Below are 21,208 nucleotides of genomic sequence, written 5' to 3'. Positions count from 1 at the left end.
GGCCGGCACGTGCGTGAAAGGATTGCCGGCCAGCGGCCGGCACTACCTTATTTGCCGAGGATGCCCGCCGGCACCAGGTCGCCCAGGTTCTGGTTGAAGGTCACCACGAGCTTGCCGTTCTTCACCTGCGCCGACTGCACCTGCAGGGCACCAAGCAGGCCGGCCACGGCCGGGTCCAGCTTGTAGATCGGTTCCCGCTGGGCGTAGTCGCTCAGCCACGCATTGAGCAGGCCGCGGGTGCGGGAGTCGAGGCGGCCACCCTGGCTGGCCGGAGTGAAGTCATCCACGGTCGGCTGCTGCAGGTGGAAGCCTTGGGTCTGCGCGTCATAGCGCAGGCCACTGCTGAGCTTCACCGTACCCAGCTTGGCCGGGTTGCCGCCGGCGGTGGCCAATGCCACGTCCATGCCCAGGTTCAATCGCTCGCCTGCCGGCAGGCTCAGCTGCGGGTGGCTCATGGTCAGCGCGATCAGGCCGCCCAGCGCGTCCTGCGTGCGCGGGAAGCTGCCGTCCAGATACTGCTGCACGTCGCTGGCGCCAACCGCCAGTTCACGACCGGAGATCGAAGGGGCGGCCTGCGCACCGATCGCGGCAGCAATCAGCACGGTCGAGGCGGCAAGGCGGGTCATCAGGGAACGCAGGCGCATGGCGGTGACCGGAAGAAGGATCCAAGAGGCCTACAGAGTAGCTTTGCCCGCTGAATCGCGGGTACACACGGGTGCAGCGGTTCAGTCCAGCGTAGGTTGCAGGCTGGCCGACTGGATTTGCCATCCGCGGCCATCGGCGCTGGGCTGCACGCGGTACCAGCCGTGGTAGCGGAAGGTGCCGTTGGCGGTCACCGCGCGGATCTTCACTGGCACCTCCAGCAGGCGTGGCGGCTGCCCATCGTCGCGGGGCAACGCCACGTCACTGTCCAGGCGCAGGTTGCGCACGTCGGGCAGCAGGCGCAGCACGGCATCGTCGGCACGGCGCGGGTCGGCGGGGGCATAGGCCCAGGCCGCATCGCTGCGCGATGTATTGCGGTTGAGCAGATCCAGCATGTAGCGGTTGAGCATCGCCGCGGGCGTTTCGCTGCCGTTGGCAACGGCGCCATACAGCGGATCGATGGCGATCGCGTCAACGGTAGCGGCCTGCGGTGCCGCTTTCGTCGTTGGCGCCGACGGGGCGGTTGGGGCGCCGCTCGCGTCGCGCCCGGTGGCATCGACCAGGGGCGCCGGGTTGGAACACCCCGCCACAAGCAGCGGGATCAACAAGGAAATAAAACCGCGCATGTCTGCCTCCTCCCCGAGGCGACCTGGAAGGCGGCAGTGTAGCGGCCGGGGGCCGCTCAGCGCGAAGTGGTCAGCGCGAAGAGGGAAGCTGTTCCAGCGCGTCCAGCGCCGGCAGGACCTGCGCGGCGACCGCTGCCAGTGCATGGCCGTCGGTGTCGGCATGGCGCTGCACGATGTCACGCAGCAGCTGGGTGGCCACCACCAGGGTGGCACGTTCGTCACCGCTCAGGCCTGCCGTGCGCGGGGCCGATTCCAGCAGGCGCATCAGGTCGCGGCTGGCGCGGTGCTCCAGTTCGATGGTGCAGCGCCCGGTGCACTGGTGCCCGTCCTTTTCGATCGGGGTCACCGAGATCCGGTAGCGGGTGGAAGGGCTGGCCATGGGGATGCTCGCGCTGGTGGGGAGGAATGGCACCACCATAGGCAAGGCGTCGGTCGGCGGCGATGGCCGGCGCTGCACGCAGTGTTCCACCCGGTCCGTTCCTGCGCTGGAAAAACAGCGGCGCGGCCAATGGCGGCGGGACCGCGAGGGAAATTGCGTGGGCGCGGGAAACGCTGTGTTGCGGGGGCGCAGTGGACGGCATCCACGCATGGCGTGGATCTACTGCACAGCGTGCGCGGAGGCGGGATAAAAAAAACGGGACGGCCAAGGCCGTCCCGTCAGGTGTCCACTGCAGGGCGCGCGCTTAGAGCGCAGCGTCCTTGAGCTTCTTCAGCGGGCGAACCTTGAGCTTGGTGGTGGCCGGCTTGGCGGCGAACCACTGCTCTTCCTTGGTGAACGGGTTGATGCCCTTGCGCTTCGGCTTGGCCGGCACATTGACGGTGGTGATCTTCAGCAGGCCCGGCAGGGTGAACGAGCCGGCGCCCTTCTTGTGCACCGAGGATGCGACAGCGCCTTCCAGCGAGGCCAGCACAGCGCGGACGTCCTTGGCGACAACGCCGGAGACTTCAGCGATGTGTGCAACCAGGCCCGACTTGGTCAGCACTTCCTTGATCGGCTTCGGAGCGGCCGGCTTGGCGGCTGCCTTCGTCGCGACTTTCTTCACTGCCTTCTTCGGGGCAGCCTTCTTAGCGGTCTTTGCCATGGTTTCCTGTTCCGTGAACGGTTGGTTGTTTGGTCGGCGCCGAACCCCGTCGGCAAGCGCAATGTAGGGCAACTCTAGGGCGCCGCCAATAGCCTGGAGCGCTGAAAGTGCATGTTTTTTCATATCCAGGCCGATTCAGTACATGGCCGGCAGCAGGGGGAGCGGGTGCGGTGGTGCGCTGCACCGCAGTGTGGGTGATTTCGACTGGATGGGCGAAATGACTGAAAACAAGGGGAAAATCACCAGATTGCTGGCGAAGAAGTGTCCAGCTGCTGGCTCGGGACAGGCGCGCCGCATGCGACGGGGCGACGCAGGGCTAACGCGGCGCGTGCCAGGGTATCGGTTCATCACAGCCACAACGGAGCAGGACATGGGAATCTCGCGACACGCTACCGCGCATTGGGAAGGCGACCTGAAGTCGGGCAAGGGCCAGTTGAGCACGCCGCAGAGTGGTCTTCTGGACAACACCCGCTACGGCTTCAACAGCCGTTTCGGTGATGAAAAAGGCACCAACCCCGAAGAGCTGATTGCTGCCGCGCACGCCGGTTGTTTCACCATGGCGCTGTCGGCCAAGCTCGGCGAGGCGGGCTTTACCCCGACCTCGCTGGATACCGAAGCCAAGGTCGATCTGTCGATGGAAGGTGGCCCGCAGCTGTCGCAGATCCGGCTGAAAGTGAAGGCGGTGGTGCCGGGCATCGAGGCGACGCAGTTCCGCGCGATCGCTGATGACGCCAAGCAGAACTGTCCGGTTTCCAAGGCGCTGAGCGCGGTGCCGATCAGCCTGGAAGCCGAACTGGGCTGAGTGGCGGTAGCGCCGGGCCGCGCCCGGCGAGCGCAGCGGAAAGTCGCCGGGCATGGCCCGGCGCTGTTACGCCCGACGGATCACCAATCGATGGTGCCGGAAATCACCGTCTGCACTTGGCCGCCGGACCAGACCTCGCCCTCTTCATCGACCAGCAGCGTGAGCCGCGCATCGTGGCCGACTTCGCGTCCTTGGCTGACGTCGAAGGGTTGGCGGCCGCGCGGAAGGGCGTCGCGCAGGTCCAGCCAGGCCGCCAGCACAGCGTTGGCCGCGCCAGAAGCGGCATCCTCGAAGCGGCGCCCATTGCCGACGAACGCGCGCACGGCCAGGTCATAACCTTCGCTGCCATCGGCAAAGGCATAGGCGAACACGCCCATGCTGTCGGTTGATTCAGCCAGCGTGGCAATCGCATCCCAGTCCGGGTGCAGGGCGCGCAACGCGGCCTCATCCGCGACCTCTACCACCCACCAGCTGCGGCCACCCTGCATGCGGGCCGGCGGCAGCGAACCCAGCGGCCAGGTGCGCAGCGCGGCCTGCAGGCGTGGATCATTGGTGGCGGCGATCTCGGCCAGCTGTGCGCGGGGCGTGCGGATGGCGATGCGCTGCTGTGCGCCTTCGCCGGTCACGCGCAGCGGCAGCGCTCCGGCGATGCCGTCCTGAACCAGCACCCCGTCGATAGGCATGGCCAGGCCCGCCTGCAGCACCGCGTGGGCGGTGCCGACGCTGGGATGGCCGGCGAACGGCACTTCCTTCTGCGGGCTGAACATGCGCAGCCGATAGCTGGTGCCGGCCGTCTGTGCCGGGAACACAAACGTCGTTTCGGGCAGGCGGGTCCAGCGGGCGATGGCCTGCATCGTCGCATCGTCCAGGCCGTCGGCATCGAGCACGACGGCCAGCGGATTGCCGGCGCCCGGGCGCGGGGAAAACACATCCAGCTGCAGGAAGCGGCGGGTGGTCATCGGGCAGGAACTCCAGGAAACAGGCGGCATAGGGTAGCGCGGGGCATGCCCCACGAGCGCGCAGCGCGGCAGGCCGCCGGGCGTGGCCGGGCGTTACCAGCGGATGTTGCCGTCGATCACCAGCTGCACCTGGCCGCCGATCCACACCGTGTCCTGCGCATCCACAGTGACCAGGACGCGGCCGTCGCGGCCGACCTCGCGGCCCTGGCTGGCCACGTAGGTCCGGTTCTCGCCGGGCAGGGCATTGCGCTGCCGAAGCCAGGCGCCGATCAGCGCGTTGGCGCTGCCGGTCACCGGGTCTTCCGGAACGTTGGGCGCATCGGCGGGGCAGAACGCGCGCACCACCAGGTCGTGCCCGGTATCGGCTTCGGGCGCGAACACGGCGATGCCGAGCGCGTCGGTGGCAATGCTCCAGTCGCGCAGGGCCGCCATGTCCGGTGCCAGCGTGCGTACGGCCTCGGCGTCGCGCAGCGGCAGCAGCCACCAGCGCGGGCCGTTGTCCCACAGCTCGGCGCGCTGGCCCTCGGCGGCAGCGGCGCGCAGGGCGTCAGGCATGTCGCCTGGCAGAGCCGGCAGCAGCCGCGCCGCTGGGCTGGCCAGCCGGATGGTGGGCGCGTTGGCCGGCCCGGTAACCTGCACCGGCAGCAGGCCGGCCGCGCACTGCTGCACCAGGGCCCCGTCGCGTGGCTGCACCAGGCCGCAGGTGACCGCAGCCCAAGCGGCGCCCACGCTGGGGTGCCCGGCGAAGGGCAGCTCGCTGGCAGGGGTGAAGATGCGCACGTGGTAGTCGGCGCCGGCAGCGGTGGGGCGAAGGAAGAACACGGTCTCGGACAGGTTCAGCCAGGCGGCCAGGGCCTGCATGCGGTCGGTGGACAGTCCATCCGCGTCGAACACGACACCGAGCGGGTTGCCGGTACCGGGCTGGTGGGCGAAGACATCGAGCTGCAGGTAGCGGTAGGCGGTCATTGACGGGTGTATTGGGCTTAGAATCGAAGGTTCCGCCCCCTCGGGCGGCTTCCCCACATTACACATAGCCTATCCATGTCAGCTTCCCCCCTTGTCGATCGTTGGATCGTACTGAAGTTCGGCGGCACCTCGGTGTCGCGTCGCCACCGCTGGGACACGATCGGGAAGCTGGCGAAAAAACGGGCCGAAGAGACCGGTTCGCGCGTTCTGGTGGTGGTTTCGGCGCTGTCCGGGGTCACCAATGAGCTGACCGCGATTGCCGATGGCGCGCCGGACAGCCGCGATCGCGTGGCGGCGCTGGTCGAACGCCACCAGGCCTTCCTGGACGAGCTGGGCCTGGGCGCGGAGGTGCTGGCCGAGCGGCTGGCCGCGCTGCAGGGCCTGCTGGACGACCCGCGTGCGCCCAGCCGTCCTCTGGACTGGCAGGCCGAAGTGCTCGGCCAGGGTGAACTGCTGTCTTCCAGCCTGGGCGCGGCCTACCTGCGTGCCAGCGGCCTGGATTTCGGCTGGATGGATGCGCGCCAGTGGCTGGATGCGCTGCCGCCGCAGCCGAACCAGAGCGACTGGTCGCAGCGCCTGTCGGTGAACTGCCAGTGGCGTGCCGATGCGGAATGGGCGCAGCGCTTCCGCGCGCAGCCCACGCGCCTGCTGATCACCCAGGGGTTCATCTCGCGTCACGCCGACGGTGGCACTGCCATCCTTGGCCGCGGCGGCTCGGACACCTCGGCGGCGTACTTCGGTGCGCTGCTCGGCGCCAGCCGCGTGGAGATCTGGACCGATGTGCCCGGCATGTTCAGCGCCAATCCAAAGGACGTGCCGGACGCGCGTCTGCTGACCCGCCTGGACTATTACGAAGCGCAGGAAATCGCCACCACCGGCGCCAAGGTGCTGCACCCGCGCTCGATCAAGCCCTGCCGCGATGCGGGCGTGCCGATGGCGATCCTCGATACCGAGCGCCCGGAACTGCCGGGTACCAGCATCGACGGCAATGCCGCGCCGGTGCCCGGAGTGAAGGCAATCAGCCGCCGCAACGGCATCGTGCTGGTGTCGATGGAAGGCATCGGCATGTGGCAGCAGGTCGGCTTCCTCGCCGATGTATTCGGCCTGTTCAAGAAGCACGGGCTGTCGGTGGACCTGATCGGTTCGGCCGAGACCAACGTCACCGTATCGCTGGATCCGTCCGAGAACCTGGTCAACACCGATGTGCTGGCCGCGCTGTCGGCCGACCTGTCGCAGATCTGCAAGGTCAAGGTGATCGTGCCGTGCGCGGCGATCACCCTGGTCGGCCTGGGCATGCGCTCGCTGCTGCACAAGCTGTCGGACGTGTGGGCGACCTTCGGTCGTGAGCGCGTGCACATGATCTCGCAGTCGTCCAACGACCTGAACCTGACCTTCGTCATCGACGAAGCCGATGCCGATGGCCTGCTGCCGATCCTGCACGCCGAACTGATCGACAGCGGCGCGATGCCGGTGGAAGAGACCGAAGTGTTCGGCCCGCGCTGGCGCGAGATCGCCGGCACCGTGCGTCCACGTGGTACGCCGTGGTGGCGTGGCCAGCGTGCGCACCTGCTGCAGCTGGCCGATGCCGGCACCCCGCGCTACGTCTACCACCTGCCGACGGTGCGGGCGCGTGCCCGCGCGCTGGCGGCGATCAAGCCTATCGACCAGCGTTACTACGCGATCAAGGCCAACAGCCATCCGGCCATCCTGCAGCTGCTGGAGGCCGAAGGTTTCGGCCTGGAGTGCGTGTCGCACGGTGAGCTGAAGCACGTGTTCCAGACCATTCCGGAACTGTCGCCCAAGCGCGTGCTGTTCACCCCCAGTTTCTGCCCGCGCAGCGAGTACGAAGCGGCGTTCGCGCTGGGCGTGACCGTCACTGTCGACAACGTCGAAGCCCTGCAACGCTGGCCGGACCTGTTCCGCAACCGCGAGCTGTGGCTGCGCGTGGACCTGGGCCGTGGCGAAGGCCATCACGCCAAGGTCCGCACCGGTGGCAAGGAATCCAAGTTCGGCCTGCCGATCGCGCGCGTGGACGAGTTCGTGCGCGCGGCCACCGAGCTGGGCACCCGCGTGGTCGGCCTGCATGCGCACCTTGGCAGCGGTGTGGAAACCGCCCAGCACTGGCGCCTGATGTGCGATGAGCTGGCAGGCTTTGCGCGCCGTATCGGCAGCGTCCACACCATCGACATCGGTGGTGGCCTGCCGATCCCGTACAGCGAGGAAGACGAGCCGTTCGACCTGGATGCCTGGGCCGAGGGCCTGGCCGAGGTCAAGGCGCTGCATCCGGCGTTCCGCCTGGCGATCGAGCCGGGCCGCTTCCTGGTGGCCGAGTCGGGCGTGCTGCTGACCCACGCCACCCAGGTGGTGGAGAAGGACGGCGTGCGCCGCGTCGGCCTGGATGCCGGCATGAACACGCTGATGCGCCCGGCCCTGTACGACGCCTGGCACGACATCGAGAACCTCAGCCGCCAGGGCGGTTACGCCGAAGCGGCGTTCGATGTGGTCGGCCCGATCTGCGAATCCAGCGATGTGTTCGGCAAGCGCCGCAAGCTGCCGGTGTCGACCGCGCCGGACGATGTGATGCTGATCGCCGACGCCGGTGCCTACGGCTATGTGATGTCCAACACCTACAACCAGCGGGCGATGCCGCGCGAAGACGTGATCGAATGATCGCCGCCTTTCGCGCCCTGCACCCGCCCACCGACACGTCCCGCGCCTGCGCGCGGGCACGTGCCTGACCGCGCTTGAACTGGATTCACCATGACTGCTTTCGATAAACACCAGGTTTCCCGCTTCCGTTTCGTCCGCTGCGAATTCGCCGCGGACACCGGCGTGGCCAAGCTGGTCTACGCCTTCGATGACGGCCCGGAAATGGTGGAAACCGTTACCGTGCCCGGCGCCCCGTTCTTGCTGGAACCGGCCCGTGCCGATGCCGTGCAGCGCGCGCTGCGGCTGCTGCACCTGATTGCCGGCGTGAGCTACTACAAGGCCGGGGTGCCCGATACGGTCAGCATCGACAGCTACAGCATCGATGCCGATACCGCAGCGCTGGTGGAGACCATCTACCTCAACGGCCTGGGCGAATTCGCCTACCGCAACGGCCTTAACCTGCGTGGGCGCTTCCGCCTGCCGGTGCAGGGCGAGGTGCTGCAGGCGCCGGTGCTGGGCCTGCAGGCGCATGCGCTGGTGGCCATCGGCGGTGGCAAGGATTCACTGGTCAGCATCGAAGCGCTGCGCCGCGCCGGCGTGGACGAGACGGTGACCTGGATCGGGGGGTCGCAGCTGATCCGTGCCTGTGCCGAGCGCACCGGGCTGCCGACGTTGAACCTGGGCCGCGCGCTGGCGCCGGAGCTGTTCGAGCTCAACCGCCAGGGTGCATGGAACGGGCATATCCCGGTCACCGCGGTGAATTCGGCGATCATGGTGCTGGCTGCGCTGCTGCAGGGCGTGGACCAGGTGGTGTTCTCCAACGAACGGTCGGCCAGCTACGGCAGCCAGATTCCGGGCACCGGCGAGGTCAACCACCAGTGGTCGAAGGGCTGGGCGTTCGAGCAGGCCTTCGGCATGTACGTGCAGAAACAGGTGGCCGCTGATCTGCAGTACTACTCGCTGCTGCGGCCGATGTCGGAGCTGGCGGTGGCCCGCCAGTTCGCCAAGAGCGATTTCTACGACGCGCATTTCTCCAGCTGCAACCGCAACTTCCACATCCTTGGCGAGCGCCCGGTGAACCGTTGGTGCGGCGTCTGCCCGAAGTGCCACTTCGTGTTCCTGGCGCTGGCCCCGTTCATGCCCAAGACCCGCCTGGTGCGCATCTTCGGCCGCAATCTGCTGGATGACATCGAGCAGGCGGGTGGCTTCGATGCGCTGCTGGAATTCCAGGACCACAAGCCGTTCGAATGCGTGGGCGAAGGCCGCGAATCGCGTGCGGCGATGGCCACCCTGGCGCAGCGCCCGGAATGGGGGGAAGACGTGCTGGTGAAGCGCTTCTGCAATGAAATCCAGCCGCAGCTGGATGCGGCCGAGCTGGAGCTGGCACCGCTGATGCAGCTGCAGGGCGAACATCGTATTCCGGCGACGCTGTGGGAACGGGTGCGTGAAGATTTCGCAGCTTGAAGGCAAGCGCGTAGCGCTGTGGGGCTGGGGACGTGAGGGGCGTGCTGCGTATGCGGTGCTGCGCGCGCGCCTGCCATCGCTTGGCCTGAGCCTGTTCTGCCCGGCCAGCGAGGTCGCGGCCGCGCGTGCGGAAACGCAGGGCGTGCTGGACGTGCGTGGTGAACCGTCGGCCGAGGCCTTGACGGCATTCGAGGTGGTGATCAAGTCGCCGGGCATCAGCCCGTACCTGCCGATCGCGTTGGCGGCGGCGGAGCAGGGCACCACCTTCATCGGCGGCACGGCCTTGTGGTTTGCCGAACATGCCGATGCCGATGGCACCGTGCGCGACACGATCTGCGTGACCGGCACCAAGGGCAAAAGCACCACCACCGCGCTGGTCGCGCACCTGCTGCGCGCAGCGGGGCATCGCACCGGCCTGGTCGGCAACATCGGCCTGCCACTGCTGGAAGTGCTGGACCCGCAACCGGCGCCTGCGTACTGGGCGGTGGAGCTGTCCAGCTACCAGACCGGCGAGGTCGCACGCAGTGGTGCGCACCCGCAGGTGGCGGTGGTGCTGAACCTGTTTCCGGAACACCTGGACTGGCACGGCAGCGAACAGCGCTACATCGAAGACAAGCTGCAGCTGGTGACCGGGGCCGCGCCGCGCGTTGCCGTACTCAATGCCGCAGACCCGCATCTGGCGGCGCTGTCGCTGCCCGGCAGCGAGGTGGTCTGGTTCAACCAGCCGCAGGGCTGGCACATGCGCGGTGACATCGTGCATCGCGGCGGGCAGGCGGTATTCGACACCCGCAATACGCCACTGCCGGGCCGCCACAACCGCGGCAACCTGTGCGCGGTGCTGGCCGCGCTGGAGGCGCTGGGCCTGGATGCGGTGGCGCTGGCGCCGGCGGTGCAGGACTTCCGGCCGCTGCCGAACCGCCTGCAACGCATCGGCCAGGCCGATGGCCTGACCTACGTCAACGATTCGATCAGCACCACGCCGCATGCCAGCCTTGCGGCGCTGGAGTGCTTTGCCGGCCAGCGCATCGCGCTGCTGGTCGGCGGGCACGATCGTGGCCTGGATTGGACTGATTTCATGCAGCACATGGCGCACGACGTGCCGCCGGTGGAGATCGTGACCATGGGCAGCAACGGCCCGCGCATCCACGCGATGCTGCAGCCGCTGGCCGACGCTGGCCGTTTCGGCCTGCATGCCGCTGCCGATCTGCCTGATGCGATGTCGCTGGCGCGTCGCGCACTGGGCGAACAGGGTGGGGTGGTGCTGCTGTCGCCGGGCGCGCCGAGCTATGGCGCCTACCGCGATTACGTTGCACGCGGGCGGCATTTCGCCGAGCTGGCCGGGTTCGATCCGGATACGATCAGCGCGATTCCGGGCATCGGGATCGCCTGAAGGTCGTGCCGGCCGGTGACCGGCAACCCGGGGGATTTCATCCACGCATGGCGTGGATCTACCCTGTGCGGAAACCCGGACGGATTCGGCGAGCCTTATGTGCACCTTCATCACCCTGTTCCTGCCCGCTTCGTTTCCGCACGCCGAAGGCTCCGCAATCATGGGGCGCAGCGGCCGGCGGCTGTTCGCGCAGGATTCGCCGAGCCTGCGTGCCGCCGTGGGGCCGGGCTGGCAGCCCTGGTTGAGCGCAGGCCACTGCGACTGTGGCACCGCACTCGGATCGGCATGGACGATGCGGGAAAGGAAGAACGATGGCGAACGCTGGCGCAGGAAGGGCTGGAGCGAGGCCAAGATCGCCCGTGCGCTGGCCGAGCAGTTGGCGCGGCATGAGCAGGACCAGCAGGTGCGTCGCGATGAAGCCCTGGGTGACGCCGGCCAGTGGCTGCAGCGCATCGATGCCCTGCTGGATGCCGGAGCGACGCGCATCGGCCTGCTGGTGTGCGACTACGCTGGGGCTGTGGGGGACCTGCAGCCGAAGCCGCCGGAACGGTGTTGGGCGCGCGCGCGGGTGGCGGTGGACGATCTGCTTGCGTTCGAACCTGGGGTGTTGCATTGGATCGAGCGCGGGTGAAGCCCTGATCCGTGCATGGCATGAGGTCATCGGCCGGCGGGGATTTCATCCACGCATGGCGTGGATCTACTCGTCGAGGAAGCTGTAGTCGCGGTCGATCAGTTCCTGCAGGTAGGCATCGAAGCTGGGGGCGATGACCGCGTAGCTGTCCGGGTCGTGCAGGTAGCGCACCACCTGGCCAACGCTGCCGCCGGGTGCGGGATCGAAATCCAGGTACAGCATCGAGGTGCCGCCGTTGTTCATGCAGTGCGAGAAGCACAGGCGGCGGCTCATCGGCAGGTCGGCATCGATGCCGGCACCGAGGATCTCCGGTTCTTCCTCCAGCCATTCCTCGTAGATGGAACGGATACTGTCGTCCCATTGCTGCTGGTCTTCGAAGATCTGCGCGATGGAGCGCAGGTAGTACGGGTAGTCGCCCACGTCCGAGCCCAGCATCAGCACGCAGACCTCGCCCTTCGGATAGTGGCGGAAGTGCGTGCCGTCCACGCGCGAAAGCAGCTCGACCAGGCTGTCGGGCACCTGCGGCCACTGCGCGCGCAGGCGTTGCAGGTCGGCCTCGCTGGCGCCCTCGGTCCACGCCCATTGCGGGGCATCGTCCTCGGGCAGCCGCGGGATCAATCCAGACAGAAAGCGATCAACAAGGTTCATGCAGAAAAGGGGACGGAGGGGATCAAGTCGTATCCAACCACACCTGCGTCACGCCGCCAATGCAGAATGCGACGCGGGAGGGGCGATTACGGCTTAATCCCCTCCGTTCCCTTTTTCTGGAGCAGGCGCATGAACCGTTGGCGTTGCGGCGTGGCGATCGTACTGGGGCTGGCAGCGATGCCAGCGTGGGCGGCGATGAAGACCCAGCCGGTGGAGTGGAAGCACCAGGGCACGACCTTCAGTGGCGTGCTGGTCTATGACGATGGAGATGCTGACAAGCGTCCCGGCCTGGTGATGGTGCCGAACTGGAAGGGCGTGAACGAATCGGCCATCGAGAAGGCCAAGCAGCTGGCGGGCGATGACTACGTGGTGCTGGTGGCCGATGTGTACGGCAAGGGCGTGCGGCCGAAGACCGATGCCGAAGCCGGGCCGGTGGCGACCAAGCTGCGCAACGACCGGCCGCTGCTGCGGGCGCGGGCGCTGGAGGCGGTCAACGTACTGAAGGCGCAGGCGGGCAAGGCGCCGCTGGACGCCAGCCGGATCGGCGCAGTGGGCTTCTGCTTTGGTGGCACCACGGTGCTGGAACTGGCCCGCGCCGGCGCGCCGCTGGCGGGCGTGGTCAGCCTGCATGGCGGGCTCGGCTCTCCTTTGCCGGCGCAGGCCGGCGGCAGCCACCCGTCGGTGCTGGTGCTGAACGGCGCCGACGACAAGAGCGTGACCGCCGAGGATATCGGCAGTTTCCAGAAGGAAATGGATGCGGCCAAGGTGGACTGGGAGTTCACCAACTACAGCGGTGCGGTGCATTGCTTTGCCGAGCGCGATGCCAACAGCCCGCCGGGCTGTCAGTACAACGAACGCGCCGCCAAGCGCGCCTGGAAGGCGCTGGATGAGTTCTTCGAGGAGCGGTTCATGTAGTGCCGNCCAACGGTCGGCNCCCNCCGATATTTCCGTGCCGACCAACGGTCGGCACCCACCCGCTCTTGCAGGTGCCGACCGTTGGTCGGCACTCCTCCATCAATGCGAACGCTGTACCGCGTAGCGGGCCAGGCCGCGCAGGGCGGCGACGGCATCGTTGTCGGCCAGGCCGTCAAGCGCCCGTTCGGCGGCCTCTGCATATTCCTCGGCACGACGGCGGCTGTATTCCAGGCCGCCGGTGGCGTGGATCGCCGCCAGCACGTCCGGCATCGCCGAGGCATCACCGTTCTGCACGATCGCGCGCAGGCGCTCGCGGGTGGCTTCATCGGAATGGGCCATGGCATGGATCAGCGGCAGCGTCGCCTTGCCTTCGGCCAGGTCGTCACCCAGGTTCTTGCCCAGCTCGTCGGCGTTGGCTGAATAATCCAGCACGTCATCGGCGATCTGGAAGGCGTAGCCCAGGTGCATGCCGTAGTCGTACAGGGCCTGCTGGGTGGCTTCATCGACACCACTGGCCAGTGCACCCAGGCGCGTGCCGGCGGCGAACAGCACCGCGGTCTTGCGCTCGATCACGCGCAGGTAGGCGGCTTCGTCGGTGTCCGGGTTGTGCACGTGCAGCAGCTGCAGCACTTCGCCTTCGGCAATGCGGTTGGTGGTGTCGGCCAGGATCTGCATCACCGGCATCCGGTCCAGCTCGACCATCAGCTGGAAGCTGCGCGAGTACAGGAAGTCGCCCACCAGCACGCTGGGCGCGTTGCCCCACAGTGCATTGGCGGTGCTGCGGCCGCGGCGCAGGCTGGATTCGTCCACCACGTCGTCGTGCAGCAGGGTGGAGGTGTGGATGAACTCGATGATCGCTGCCAGCTGGTGGTGCTCGGGGCCGGAGCCGCCGACCGCATGGCCGGCCAGCATCACCAGCATCGGCCGCAGGCGTTTGCCGCCAGCGGAGATGATGTGGTCGGCGATCTGGTTGATCAGCACCACATCCGAGGACAGCCGGCGGCGGATCAGGGCATCGACGGCAGCCATGTCGGCTGCGGCAAGCGACTGGATCTGGGACAGGCCCAGGGCGGGACGGGTGTCTTCGGTGATGGTCATGCGATCAGGCTTTCAGGCTCATCCCTGATTATAGGCGTTGCCTGTGAATTGGGGAGGAAACCGGCGCCAGGCCACCGCCGCGCGCCAACGGGCGTGGCGCCTGGCGTGAATACGTATGCAGGCAGCGCCATCGTCGGGGAGCCGCCGCTAAGCTTGCGGGAGCAGGATTTCGGCCCGCTTCCGGCGGGCCCCGCATGCCCGGAGGGGGGCTGTCGATGTCGCACTATCCATGGTGGCGCGGAGCCGTCATCTACCAGATCTACCCGCGCAGTTTCCTCGACGCCAACGGCGACGGGGTAGGCGACCTGCCCGGCATCATCCAGCGCCTGGACCATATCGCCGCGCTGGGCGTGGATGCGATCTGGATCTCGCCGTTCTTCCGATCGCCGATGGCCGATTTCGGCTATGACATCGCCGACTACCGCGATGTCGATCCGCTGTTCGGCAGCCTGGACGACTTCGACCGGCTGCTGGTCAAGGCCCACGGCCTGGGCCTGAAGGTGATGATCGACCAGGTGCTCAGCCACACCTCGATCGAGCATGCCTGGTTCCGCGAGAGCCGCCAGAACCGCAGCAACCCGAAGGCGGACTGGTATGTGTGGGTGGATCCGCGCGAAGACGGCACGCCCCCCAACAACTGGCTGTCGCTGTTCGGCGGCGGTGCCTGGCAGTGGGAGCCGCGCCGCGAGCAGTACTACCTGCACAACTTCCTGGTGGACCAGCCGGACCTGAATTTCCACCACCCGCAGGTGCAGCAGGCGACCCTGGACAACGTGCGCTTCTGGCTGGACCGGGGTGTGGATGGCTTCCGCCTGGATGCGATCAACTTCTGCTTCCATGACGCGCAGCTGCGCGACAACCCGCCCAAGCCGGCCGACAAGCGCGTCGGCCGCGGCTTCAGCGCGGACAACCCGTACGCCTACCAGTACCACTATTACAACAACACCCAGCCGGAGAACCTGCCGTTCCTGGAGCAGCTGCGCGCCCTGCTGGACGAGTACCCGGGGGCGGTGAGCCTGGGCGAGATCTCCTCGGAGGATTCGCTGGCGACCACCGCCGAATACACCCGCGATGGCCGCCTGCACATGGGCTACAGCTTCGAGCTGCTGGTCAACGATTACAGCGCGGCCTACATCCGCGACACCGTTTCGCGCCTGGAAGCGGCGATGACCGAAGGCTGGCCGTGCTGGGCGGTGTCCAACCACGATGTGGAGCGGGCGGTCAGCCGCTGGGGTGGCCATCCGGCCGACCCTCGCCTGGCGCGGATGCTGGTGGCGCTGCTGTGTTCACTGCGCGGTTCGGTCTGCCTGTACCAGGGCGAGGAACTGGGCCTGGCCGAGGCCGAGGTGCCGTTCGAGGCGCTGCAGGACCCGTACGGGATCACCTTCTGGCCCAACTTCAAGGGGCGCGACGGCTGCCGCACGCCGTTGCCGTGGATCGACGCGCCGCTGGCCGGCTTCACCACCGGCAAGCCGTGGCTGCCGATCCCGGCCGAGCACCAGGCGGCGGCCGTGGCGGTGCAGGCGCAGGATCCGCAGTCGGTGCTGTCGGCCTTCCGCAGCTTCCTGGCCTGGCGCCGTACCCAGCCGGCCCTGCTGCACGGTGACATCCGGTTCCTGGACAGCGCCGAGCCGGTGCTGCTGTTCGAGCGTATGCTTGCAGATGAAACTCTCCTGCTGGCCTTCAACCTGTCGGCCGAAGCGGTGAGCCATCCGCTGCCGACGGGCAACTGGCAGCAGGTGGCTGTGCCGGGCCCGGATGCGGGGACGGTGCAGGGCAATGAACTGCAGCTGCCGCCGCGTGCGGTGTATTGCGCACGACGCAGCTGACCGATTTCTCCGGTGGCGGTACTTGCGGGGACGGGGCCGAAGCGCCCCGTCCCTTTTTTGTGGGTGCGGTTCCGGTGCAGCGTATCCACGCATGGCGTGGATCTACCGGGTCGGTGCCGGATGGATCCCCGTCATCCATGGATGCCATGCTGCCGGGTAGATCCACGCCACGCGTGGATGGGGCCGTACCGATCACGCTTCACTGGCCATCGCGTTGTGCGGACAAAAAGAAAACCCGCTGCCTGCGCAGCGGGTTTCCGGTCCTGCTCCCTGTTTCCTCTCGCCGGGCATGGCCCGGCGCTACCGATGGGGGGCCGGCCAGCGGCCGNCACCACCCGGTTCCGATCAGAACTTGTAGTTCACGCCCAGCATGTAGGTGCGGCCCCACTCGATGTACTCCAGCGGGCGATCCTTGGTGCCGGCGTAGGTGCGGTACGGCTCGTTGGTCAGGTTGCTTCCCTGCAGCAGCAGGGTCAGCCCACGCAGGCTGCTGCTGTCGCTGAAGGTGTAGCTGATCTGCGCATCGGTCACGTTCTCGCCCACGACATAGCGCAGGGTGCGGTTGCCGTTGAAGTTGCCGATCTCGCCGATGAAGTCCGAACGGCGGCGCTGGCTCACGCGTGCTTCAAAGCCACTACGCTCGTAGTAGGCAGTGAAGTTGTACACGCGCTTGGACAGGCCGGGCAGGCTGATCGGGTCAGTACCCACGCTGGATGCGCTTTCCGGATCCAGGATCTGGATGTCGCTCTTGTTGAAGGTCGCGCTGGCCTGCACGCCGAAGCCACGCAGGCTGTCGGTCAGCATTTCCAGCGGGAACGACGCGGTCAGCTCCAGGCCCTTCAGGGTGCCGCCCTTGCCGTTCTGTGGGGTCGAGAACGTTCCGGTCGGCAGCACCGGCACCACCATGCCCGGCGGCGGCACATAGTTGCCCAGCAGGCTGGTGAAGTCGTAGTTGTCCACCGACTGGGTGTAGACGTAGCTCTTCAGGTCCTTGTAGAAGATCGCGGCGGCCACGTAGGCCTTCTCACCGAAGTACTTCTCGTAGGACAGGTCCAGCGCGGTGGCGCGCCACGGGTCCAGCAGCGGGTTGCCGCCGCTGCCGCCGGGGCGGCCGGTACCGGTATCCACGCCGAACTCCAGGCCTGCGCGCATCTGGTCCACGCGCGGGCGCGCGACCTGCTTGGCTGCGGCAAAACGCAGGGTCTGCTCATGCGGGAACATGAAGGCCAGGTTCAAGCTGGGCAGCCAGTCGTTGTACTTGCGGCCGTCCGAGTACGGCTGGATGTTGTTGCCGGCCGCCTGCGAGCTGTCCCAGTAGCGCGAGTCCGAGCTCTGGTCGGTGTGCTGCATCTGCACGCCGATGTTGCCGCGCACGCCCACCACACCGATGTCGGTGTTGATGTTCAGGCGCGCCCAGGCGGTGGTGATCTTTTCCTGCACCGTCCACGACTTGGGAATCAGGTAGTCGAGGTTGTCGACCGGATTGAAGGTCATGTAGCGACCGACCGCACCAGGCACGTTCCAGGCCGGGATGGTGCCCAGGCCGGCGAAGCCGAGGTTGACCGGGCGGTACTGCAGATCCGATGCGATGTTGGCATCGCCCTGCGCGCCCAGCAGAATGTTGCCTTCGGACTGGGTCTTCACCTTGCGACGGTCGGCATAGTTCACGCCGATATCCAGGTCCGGTGCCCACGACGCCATTGCTTCGGGCAGGGCGATGGTCGCGGCCAGCTTGCCGCCCTTCAGGCGGTCTTCCACCTTCGGCACCTTGCCGTAACCAGAACCGTAGATGGTGTTGGTCAGGAACAGCGCGTCCGGGTTGGAGTAGTCCAGGCCCGGGCTGATCTGCGAGAAGCCATCCTGGCGGAACTGCACACCGACCGTATCCAGCTGCGGCATCGGGGTCAGCTGCAGGTTGTTTTCCAGGTTCAGTTCGTCGCGGGTGGCCTTGGAATAGTTCAGGTCGGCAACCAGCTTGACGCTGCCGAAGGTGAACTCGTTGTTCCAGCCGAACGCATCGATCTTGTCCTTGCGCTTGTTGTACATGCCGCGCACCAGCGGGTACACGCCACTGGCGGTGCCACCGGTGAAGGTGCCATCGGCATTGACCTGCGGGTTGCTGATCAGCAGGCCCGGGGTGTAGCCACCGTTGTAGTTGCTGAGGTTGAGCTCGAACTGGTTGGCGGTGTCGATCTGTTCCGCTTCGGTGTGGAACGCGTCGAAGGTGCTGGTCCAGCTGTTGTTCGGCCGGAACTGGATCGTGGCCATCACACCGTCGCGCTTGTTGTTGCCGGTGCGGCGCAGCGCCTTGATGCCGTCGGTGAAGTAGGTGCCAGCGGCAACGCCCGGGCGGTTGCCTGCGTCGGTGTGCTCGGTGGTCCACGGCTCGTACAGGCCCACCTGGTTTTCCTGGATCGGCATGTCGCTGTGCGCATAGCCGATGGCGATGCCGAGGGTCTTGTCCAGGAACTGGTCGATGTAGCTGGCGCTGAAGCGGTTGCCGTACGGGTCGGTGTCCGCGGCGCGGCCCAACGAACTCTTCTGGTAGCGGCCGCTGACGGCGATGACGCGGTCGGGGAAGCTGAGCGGACGTGCGGTCTGCATGTCGATGGTGCCCGACAGGCCCTGGCCGACCAGCGCTGCATCGGGGGTCTTGTACACGGTCACGCCGTTGACCAGCTCGGACGGATACTGGTCGAACTCGACCCCGCGGTTGTCGCCGGTGCTGACCACTTCACGCCCGTTGAGCAGGGTGGTGGCGAAATCCGGTGACAGGCCGCGCACGCTGATCACCTGCGCACGACCGGCCACGCGCTGTGCGGCCAGGCCGGGCAGGCGCGAGATCGATTCGGCGATGCTCACGTCGGGCAGCTTGCCGATGTCCTCGGCGGAGATGGCTTCGACCACCGAGGTGGCGTCCTGCTTGGTCGCGATGGCGCTTTCGATGCCGCGACGGATGCCGGTGACCTGCACGGTGTCCAGGTTGGTGGCGGCGGTGCCGGTTGGCGGGGTTGCCGTGCTCTGCGTGGACTGCGCTGCTGCCAGCGATGGCGTCAGTACGACGGCCAACGCGATGCTCAGCGCACTGCGCTTGTGGTTCAACATTTTCCCCTCCCAGGCAATGTTGTAGTGCGATTCGTGGTCGTCCCGATGGTGTCGAGGACGTGCGACGCGGTGGCCGCTGTCGTCGCCGCTATGGTAGGCAGCGCGTTCTTCGTGGGAATCACCCTGCATACGTATTCAATGGCGTTTGCAGGGTTGTAATCGCTTCCAGATCATCATTCCGGTAGTGCCGGCCACTGGCCGGCAACCATCCACGTCGCAACGATGCCGGCCAGCGGCCGGCACTACCTGCGCATTCACAGCGGTGTGAAGCGGATGGCCTGTCCGCCGCCCGGCGCCAGCACCAGGGTGAGTGAATCGGTGCTGCTGACCTCGCGTGTTTCGCGCTTGAAGGCGAAGGGATTGCTGCGGAAATCCGCACCGTCGCCATCACGGTAGACTTCGGCGCGGTAGCGCACGCCCGGCTCCAGGAAACCCAGCGACACCGGCAGCAGGCGGCCGTTCTCGTCGGTGATGCTGCCCAGGAACCAGTCGCGGCTGTTGCGGTCGCGGCGCACGATCGTCACGTAGTCGCCGACCTCGCCATCGAGCACGCGGCTCTGCTCCCAGTCCACCGCCACGTCCTCGATGAAGCGGAACGCTTCGCGGTGCTGCAGGTAGTGCTCGGGCAGGTCGGCAGCCATCTGGATAGGGCTGTACAGCACCACGTACAGGGCCAGCTGGCGGGCCAGCGTGCTGGGAATGGCCTGGCCGTGGCGGCCCTTCAGGCTGACGATGCCGGGCGTGTAATCCATCGGCCCGGCCAGCATGCGGGTGAACACCAGGTTGACCTCATGCTCGGGCGGGTTCGGCGGCTGGCCCCAGGCGTTGTATTCCATGCCGCGTGCGCCCTCGCGGGAAATCCAGTTCGGGTAGGTGCGGCGCAGGCCGGTGTCCTTGATCGGCTCGTGCGGGTTCACCGACAGGTGGCGGCGGGCGGCTTCCTGCACCACCTTCAGGTGATGGCGGGCCATGAACTGCCCGTCGTGCCACTCGCGCCACAGCGGGCCGCCGGCCGGATTGCGGCGATCCACCTGGCCGTCGTCGCAGACGTAGCCGGTCTTGAACTGGTCCACGCCCAGCCGCGCATACAGATCCAGCGCAGCACCCAGCTGGTCTTCGTAGTGTTCGATCGCGCAGCCGGTTTCATGGTGGCCGATCAGGCGCACGCCCTTCTTCAGCCCGTACGCCGACAATGATTCGATGTCGAAATCCGGCGTGGCGCGGGTGAAGTCGAAGTCGTAACCGTTGCCGACCCAGTTGCCGTCCCAGCCAGGATTCCAGCCTTCCACCAGCACCCCACGGAAGCCGTGCGCGTCGGCGAAATCGATCACCTTCCGTGTCTTTGCGGTGGTGGCCGCATGCTTCGGTCCGGTGGCCCAGCTCTCTTCATCCAGGTGCATCGACCACCACACGCCCAGATACTTGGCCGGTTTCACCCAGCTCACATCGCCCAGCGCATTGGGCTCGTTGAGGTTGAGGATCAGGTCGGACTCGACCAGGCCGCCGGCACGGTCGGCGATCTGCAGGGTGCGCCATGGCGTGGCGAAAGGCAGGGCGCGGCGCACCTTCCAGCCTTCGGCCGAAGGCGAAAGCTGGGCGCGCAGGCGCTGGCCCTCGGTGCGGCGCAGCCACATGCCCGCGTAGTCGACCAGTGCCGCCTCATGGATGGCCACGTGCAGGCCGTCGTGGCTGCGCAGGGTCATCGGCGTGTGCACCAGCGGCACTTCGCGCAGCGGGGTGCGCTGGTACAGGTATTCGTAATGGATCGGCTCGCCCGCAGGTATCCACCATGCGGTGGACTCCGGCGCGATGGCGAACTCGGTCAGCTCGTCATCGATGATCGCTTCGCGCAGGTTCGGTTGCTCGGGGAACACGTAGCGGAAGCCCAGGCCGTCGTCGTAGACGCGGAACACCAGGTCCAGCCGGCGCTTGCTGCCGGTGGTTTCGGCCAGGTGCACGGTCAGTTCGTTGAAGTGGTTGCGGGTGAGCCGGCGCTCGCCCCAGGGCTGTTCCCAGCTGTCGTCGACACTGCGGCGTTCCTGCGCCAGCAGGCTGAAGTCGCGGTCGAGGCGACCATCACGCAGTTCAAAACCCAGCTTCGAATCGGCCACCACGGTCTGGCCGAGGCGCTCGACGCGGTAGCGCGCGGTACCGCCGTCCAGCACCAGGCTGACCTTCAGCACCTTGTCCGGTGATTCGACGCTGGCGATCTGCGGTGCCGCCGCCTGTGCCAGCACGGCCCATCCCAGCAGGGCCAGGCCGAAAGCGTGCGCGAACACTGCGCGCAACGTTGTGGGTGACGTCGGCATTTCCCCTCCCAAGGCGCCGTTGACAGACCCGGACCATAAGCCAGCCCGGCAGGCCTGCCGGTACTGCACGCCATGAATACGTATGCAGCTGGA

General features: G+C 67.2%; 17 protein-coding genes. 7 read left to right on the top strand and 10 right to left on the bottom strand.

Annotation, left to right across the window (positions count from 1 at the left end; genetic code table 11):
• Nucleotides 1–47: 47 nt before the first annotated feature.
• From TEP_RS14320 to TEP_RS14305, 4 genes are all read right to left on the bottom strand, one after another.
• Nucleotides 48–644 (bottom strand): DUF1439 domain-containing protein, encoded by a 597-nt coding sequence (locus TEP_RS14320; protein ID WP_132825722.1) that lies wholly within the window; start codon nt 642–644, stop codon nt 48–50.
• 81 nt (nt 645–725) lie between these two features.
• Nucleotides 726–1,268 carry a hypothetical protein gene (locus TEP_RS14315; RefSeq protein ID WP_132825721.1) on the bottom strand — a complete coding sequence of 181 codons (543 nt, stop codon included), beginning with the start codon at nt 1,266–1,268 and terminating at the stop codon, nt 726–728.
• 70 nt (nt 1,269–1,338) lie between these two features.
• Nucleotides 1,339–1,647, bottom strand: coding sequence for a DUF3861 family protein (locus tag TEP_RS14310; RefSeq protein WP_025873974.1), 309 nt, complete (start codon nt 1,645–1,647; stop codon nt 1,339–1,341).
• Nucleotides 1,648–1,951: 304 nt separating this feature from the next.
• Nucleotides 1,952–2,350 (bottom strand): HU family DNA-binding protein, encoded by a 399-nt coding sequence (locus TEP_RS14305; protein WP_025873973.1) that lies wholly within the window; start codon nt 2,348–2,350, stop codon nt 1,952–1,954.
• A 370-nt stretch (nt 2,351–2,720) separates the two neighbouring features.
• Between TEP_RS14305 and TEP_RS14300 the strand changes: the two genes are divergently transcribed.
• Nucleotides 2,721–3,152, top strand: coding sequence for an OsmC family protein (locus TEP_RS14300; RefSeq protein WP_132825720.1), 432 nt, complete (start codon nt 2,721–2,723; stop codon nt 3,150–3,152).
• 80 nt (nt 3,153–3,232) lie between these two features.
• On the opposite strand, the gene TEP_RS14295 is transcribed toward TEP_RS14300, so the two are convergent.
• Together TEP_RS14295 and TEP_RS14290 are read right to left on the bottom strand one after the other, a co-directional pair.
• Complete coding sequence (locus TEP_RS14295; RefSeq protein WP_132825719.1) at nt 3,233–4,111, bottom strand: PhzF family phenazine biosynthesis protein; 879 nt, start codon at nt 4,109–4,111, stop codon at nt 3,233–3,235.
• 93 nt (nt 4,112–4,204) lie between these two features.
• Nucleotides 4,205–5,077: a PhzF family phenazine biosynthesis protein gene (locus TEP_RS14290; RefSeq protein ID WP_132825718.1), complete on the bottom strand. Its 873-nt coding sequence runs from the start codon at nt 5,075–5,077 to the stop codon at nt 4,205–4,207.
• A 75-nt stretch (nt 5,078–5,152) separates the two neighbouring features.
• Here TEP_RS14290 and TEP_RS14285 point away from each other — a divergent pair, with 75 nt between their 5' ends.
• The 4 genes from TEP_RS14285 to TEP_RS14270 all read left to right on the top strand — a co-directional run bounded on the left by TEP_RS14285 (nt 5,153) and on the right by TEP_RS14270 (nt 11,211).
• Nucleotides 5,153–7,747 (top strand): bifunctional aspartate kinase/diaminopimelate decarboxylase, encoded by a 2,595-nt coding sequence (locus tag TEP_RS14285; protein WP_132825717.1) that lies wholly within the window; start codon nt 5,153–5,155, stop codon nt 7,745–7,747.
• Between the two features lie 90 nt (nt 7,748–7,837).
• Complete coding sequence (gene murL, locus TEP_RS14280) at nt 7,838–9,190, top strand: UDP-N-acetyl-alpha-D-muramoyl-L-alanyl-L-glutamate epimerase (protein WP_132825716.1); 1,353 nt, start codon at nt 7,838–7,840, stop codon at nt 9,188–9,190.
• Complete coding sequence (murD, locus tag TEP_RS14275) at nt 9,171–10,580, top strand: UDP-N-acetylmuramoyl-L-alanine--D-glutamate ligase (protein ID WP_132825715.1); 1,410 nt, start codon at nt 9,171–9,173, stop codon at nt 10,578–10,580. Before murL ends, murD begins: the two co-directional genes overlap by 20 nt.
• A 97-nt stretch (nt 10,581–10,677) precedes the next feature.
• The gene (locus TEP_RS14270; RefSeq protein WP_132825714.1) at nt 10,678–11,211 is read left to right on the top strand and encodes a hypothetical protein; all 534 of its coding nucleotides are present in this window, start codon (nt 10,678–10,680) and stop codon (nt 11,209–11,211) included.
• Nucleotides 11,212–11,277: 66 nt separating this feature from the next.
• Here TEP_RS14270 and TEP_RS14265 read toward each other — a convergent pair whose 3' ends face one another.
• A complete protein-coding gene (locus tag TEP_RS14265) occupies nt 11,278–11,859 on the bottom strand; it encodes an SMI1/KNR4 family protein (protein ID WP_132825713.1) in 582 nt (193 codons plus the stop codon).
• Between the two features lie 129 nt (nt 11,860–11,988).
• On the opposite strand from TEP_RS14265, the gene TEP_RS14260 reads away from it, so the two are divergent.
• Nucleotides 11,989–12,774 carry a dienelactone hydrolase family protein gene (locus tag TEP_RS14260; protein WP_132825712.1) on the top strand — a complete coding sequence of 262 codons (786 nt, stop codon included), beginning with the start codon at nt 11,989–11,991 and terminating at the stop codon, nt 12,772–12,774.
• A 99-nt stretch (nt 12,775–12,873) separates the two neighbouring features.
• Here the strand turns inward: TEP_RS14260 and TEP_RS14255 are convergent, their stop codons facing one another.
• Complete coding sequence (locus TEP_RS14255; protein ID WP_132825711.1) at nt 12,874–13,872, bottom strand: polyprenyl synthetase family protein; 999 nt, start codon at nt 13,870–13,872, stop codon at nt 12,874–12,876.
• A 215-nt stretch (nt 13,873–14,087) separates the two neighbouring features.
• Between TEP_RS14255 and TEP_RS14250 the strand changes: the two genes are divergently transcribed.
• On the top strand, nt 14,088–15,701 hold the full coding sequence (locus TEP_RS14250; RefSeq protein ID WP_132825710.1) for an alpha-glucosidase family protein: 1,614 nt from the start codon (nt 14,088–14,090) through the stop codon (nt 15,699–15,701).
• A 345-nt stretch (nt 15,702–16,046) separates the two neighbouring features.
• On the opposite strand, the gene TEP_RS14245 is transcribed toward TEP_RS14250, so the two are convergent.
• Both TEP_RS14245 and TEP_RS14240 read right to left on the bottom strand, forming a co-directional pair.
• Nucleotides 16,047–18,806: a TonB-dependent receptor gene (locus tag TEP_RS14245; RefSeq protein ID WP_132825709.1), complete on the bottom strand. Its 2,760-nt coding sequence runs from the start codon at nt 18,804–18,806 to the stop codon at nt 16,047–16,049.
• A 254-nt stretch (nt 18,807–19,060) separates the two neighbouring features.
• Entirely contained in the window at nt 19,061–21,115 is a 2,055-nt protein-coding gene (locus tag TEP_RS14240) for a glycoside hydrolase family 97 protein (RefSeq protein WP_132825708.1), read from the bottom strand.
• Between the last annotated feature and the right edge of the window lie 93 nt (nt 21,116–21,208).

Source organism: Stenotrophomonas sp. TEPEL, from assembly GCF_004348785.1.
GTDB lineage: Bacteria > Pseudomonadota > Gammaproteobacteria > Xanthomonadales > Xanthomonadaceae > Stenotrophomonas > Stenotrophomonas indicatrix.
Note: the sequence above shows the minus strand (reverse complement) of the source record. Positions and strands in the feature narration are given on the sequence as shown.

Coding starts and splice junctions, on each gene's coding strand:
- TEP_RS14320 (WP_132825722.1), bottom strand. CDS start 644: ATGCGCCTGCGTTCCCTGATGACCCGCCTTGCCGCCTCGACCGTGCTG.
- TEP_RS14315 (WP_132825721.1), bottom strand. CDS start 1,268: ATGCGCGGTTTTATTTCCTTGTTGATCCCGCTGCTTGTGGCGGGGTGT.
- TEP_RS14310 (WP_025873974.1), bottom strand. CDS start 1,647: ATGGCCAGCCCTTCCACCCGCTACCGGATCTCGGTGACCCCGATCGAA.
- TEP_RS14305 (WP_025873973.1), bottom strand. CDS start 2,350: ATGGCAAAGACCGCTAAGAAGGCTGCCCCGAAGAAGGCAGTGAAGAAA.
- TEP_RS14300 (WP_132825720.1), top strand. CDS start 2,721: ATGGGAATCTCGCGACACGCTACCGCGCATTGGGAAGGCGACCTGAAG.
- TEP_RS14295 (WP_132825719.1), bottom strand. CDS start 4,111: ATGACCACCCGCCGCTTCCTGCAGCTGGATGTGTTTTCCCCGCGCCCG.
- TEP_RS14290 (WP_132825718.1), bottom strand. CDS start 5,077: ATGACCGCCTACCGCTACCTGCAGCTCGATGTCTTCGCCCACCAGCCC.
- TEP_RS14285 (WP_132825717.1), top strand. CDS start 5,153: ATGTCAGCTTCCCCCCTTGTCGATCGTTGGATCGTACTGAAGTTCGGC.
- murL (WP_132825716.1), top strand. CDS start 7,838: ATGACTGCTTTCGATAAACACCAGGTTTCCCGCTTCCGTTTCGTCCGC.
- TEP_RS14270 (WP_132825714.1), top strand. CDS start 10,678: ATGTGCACCTTCATCACCCTGTTCCTGCCCGCTTCGTTTCCGCACGCC.
- TEP_RS14265 (WP_132825713.1), bottom strand. CDS start 11,859: ATGAACCTTGTTGATCGCTTTCTGTCTGGATTGATCCCGCGGCTGCCC.
- TEP_RS14260 (WP_132825712.1), top strand. CDS start 11,989: ATGAACCGTTGGCGTTGCGGCGTGGCGATCGTACTGGGGCTGGCAGCG.
- TEP_RS14255 (WP_132825711.1), bottom strand. CDS start 13,872: ATGACCATCACCGAAGACACCCGTCCCGCCCTGGGCCTGTCCCAGATC.
- TEP_RS14250 (WP_132825710.1), top strand. CDS start 14,088: ATGTCGCACTATCCATGGTGGCGCGGAGCCGTCATCTACCAGATCTAC.
- TEP_RS14245 (WP_132825709.1), bottom strand. CDS start 18,806: ATGTTGAACCACAAGCGCAGTGCGCTGAGCATCGCGTTGGCCGTCGTA.
- TEP_RS14240 (WP_132825708.1), bottom strand. CDS start 21,115: ATGCCGACGTCACCCACAACGTTGCGCGCAGTGTTCGCGCACGCTTTC.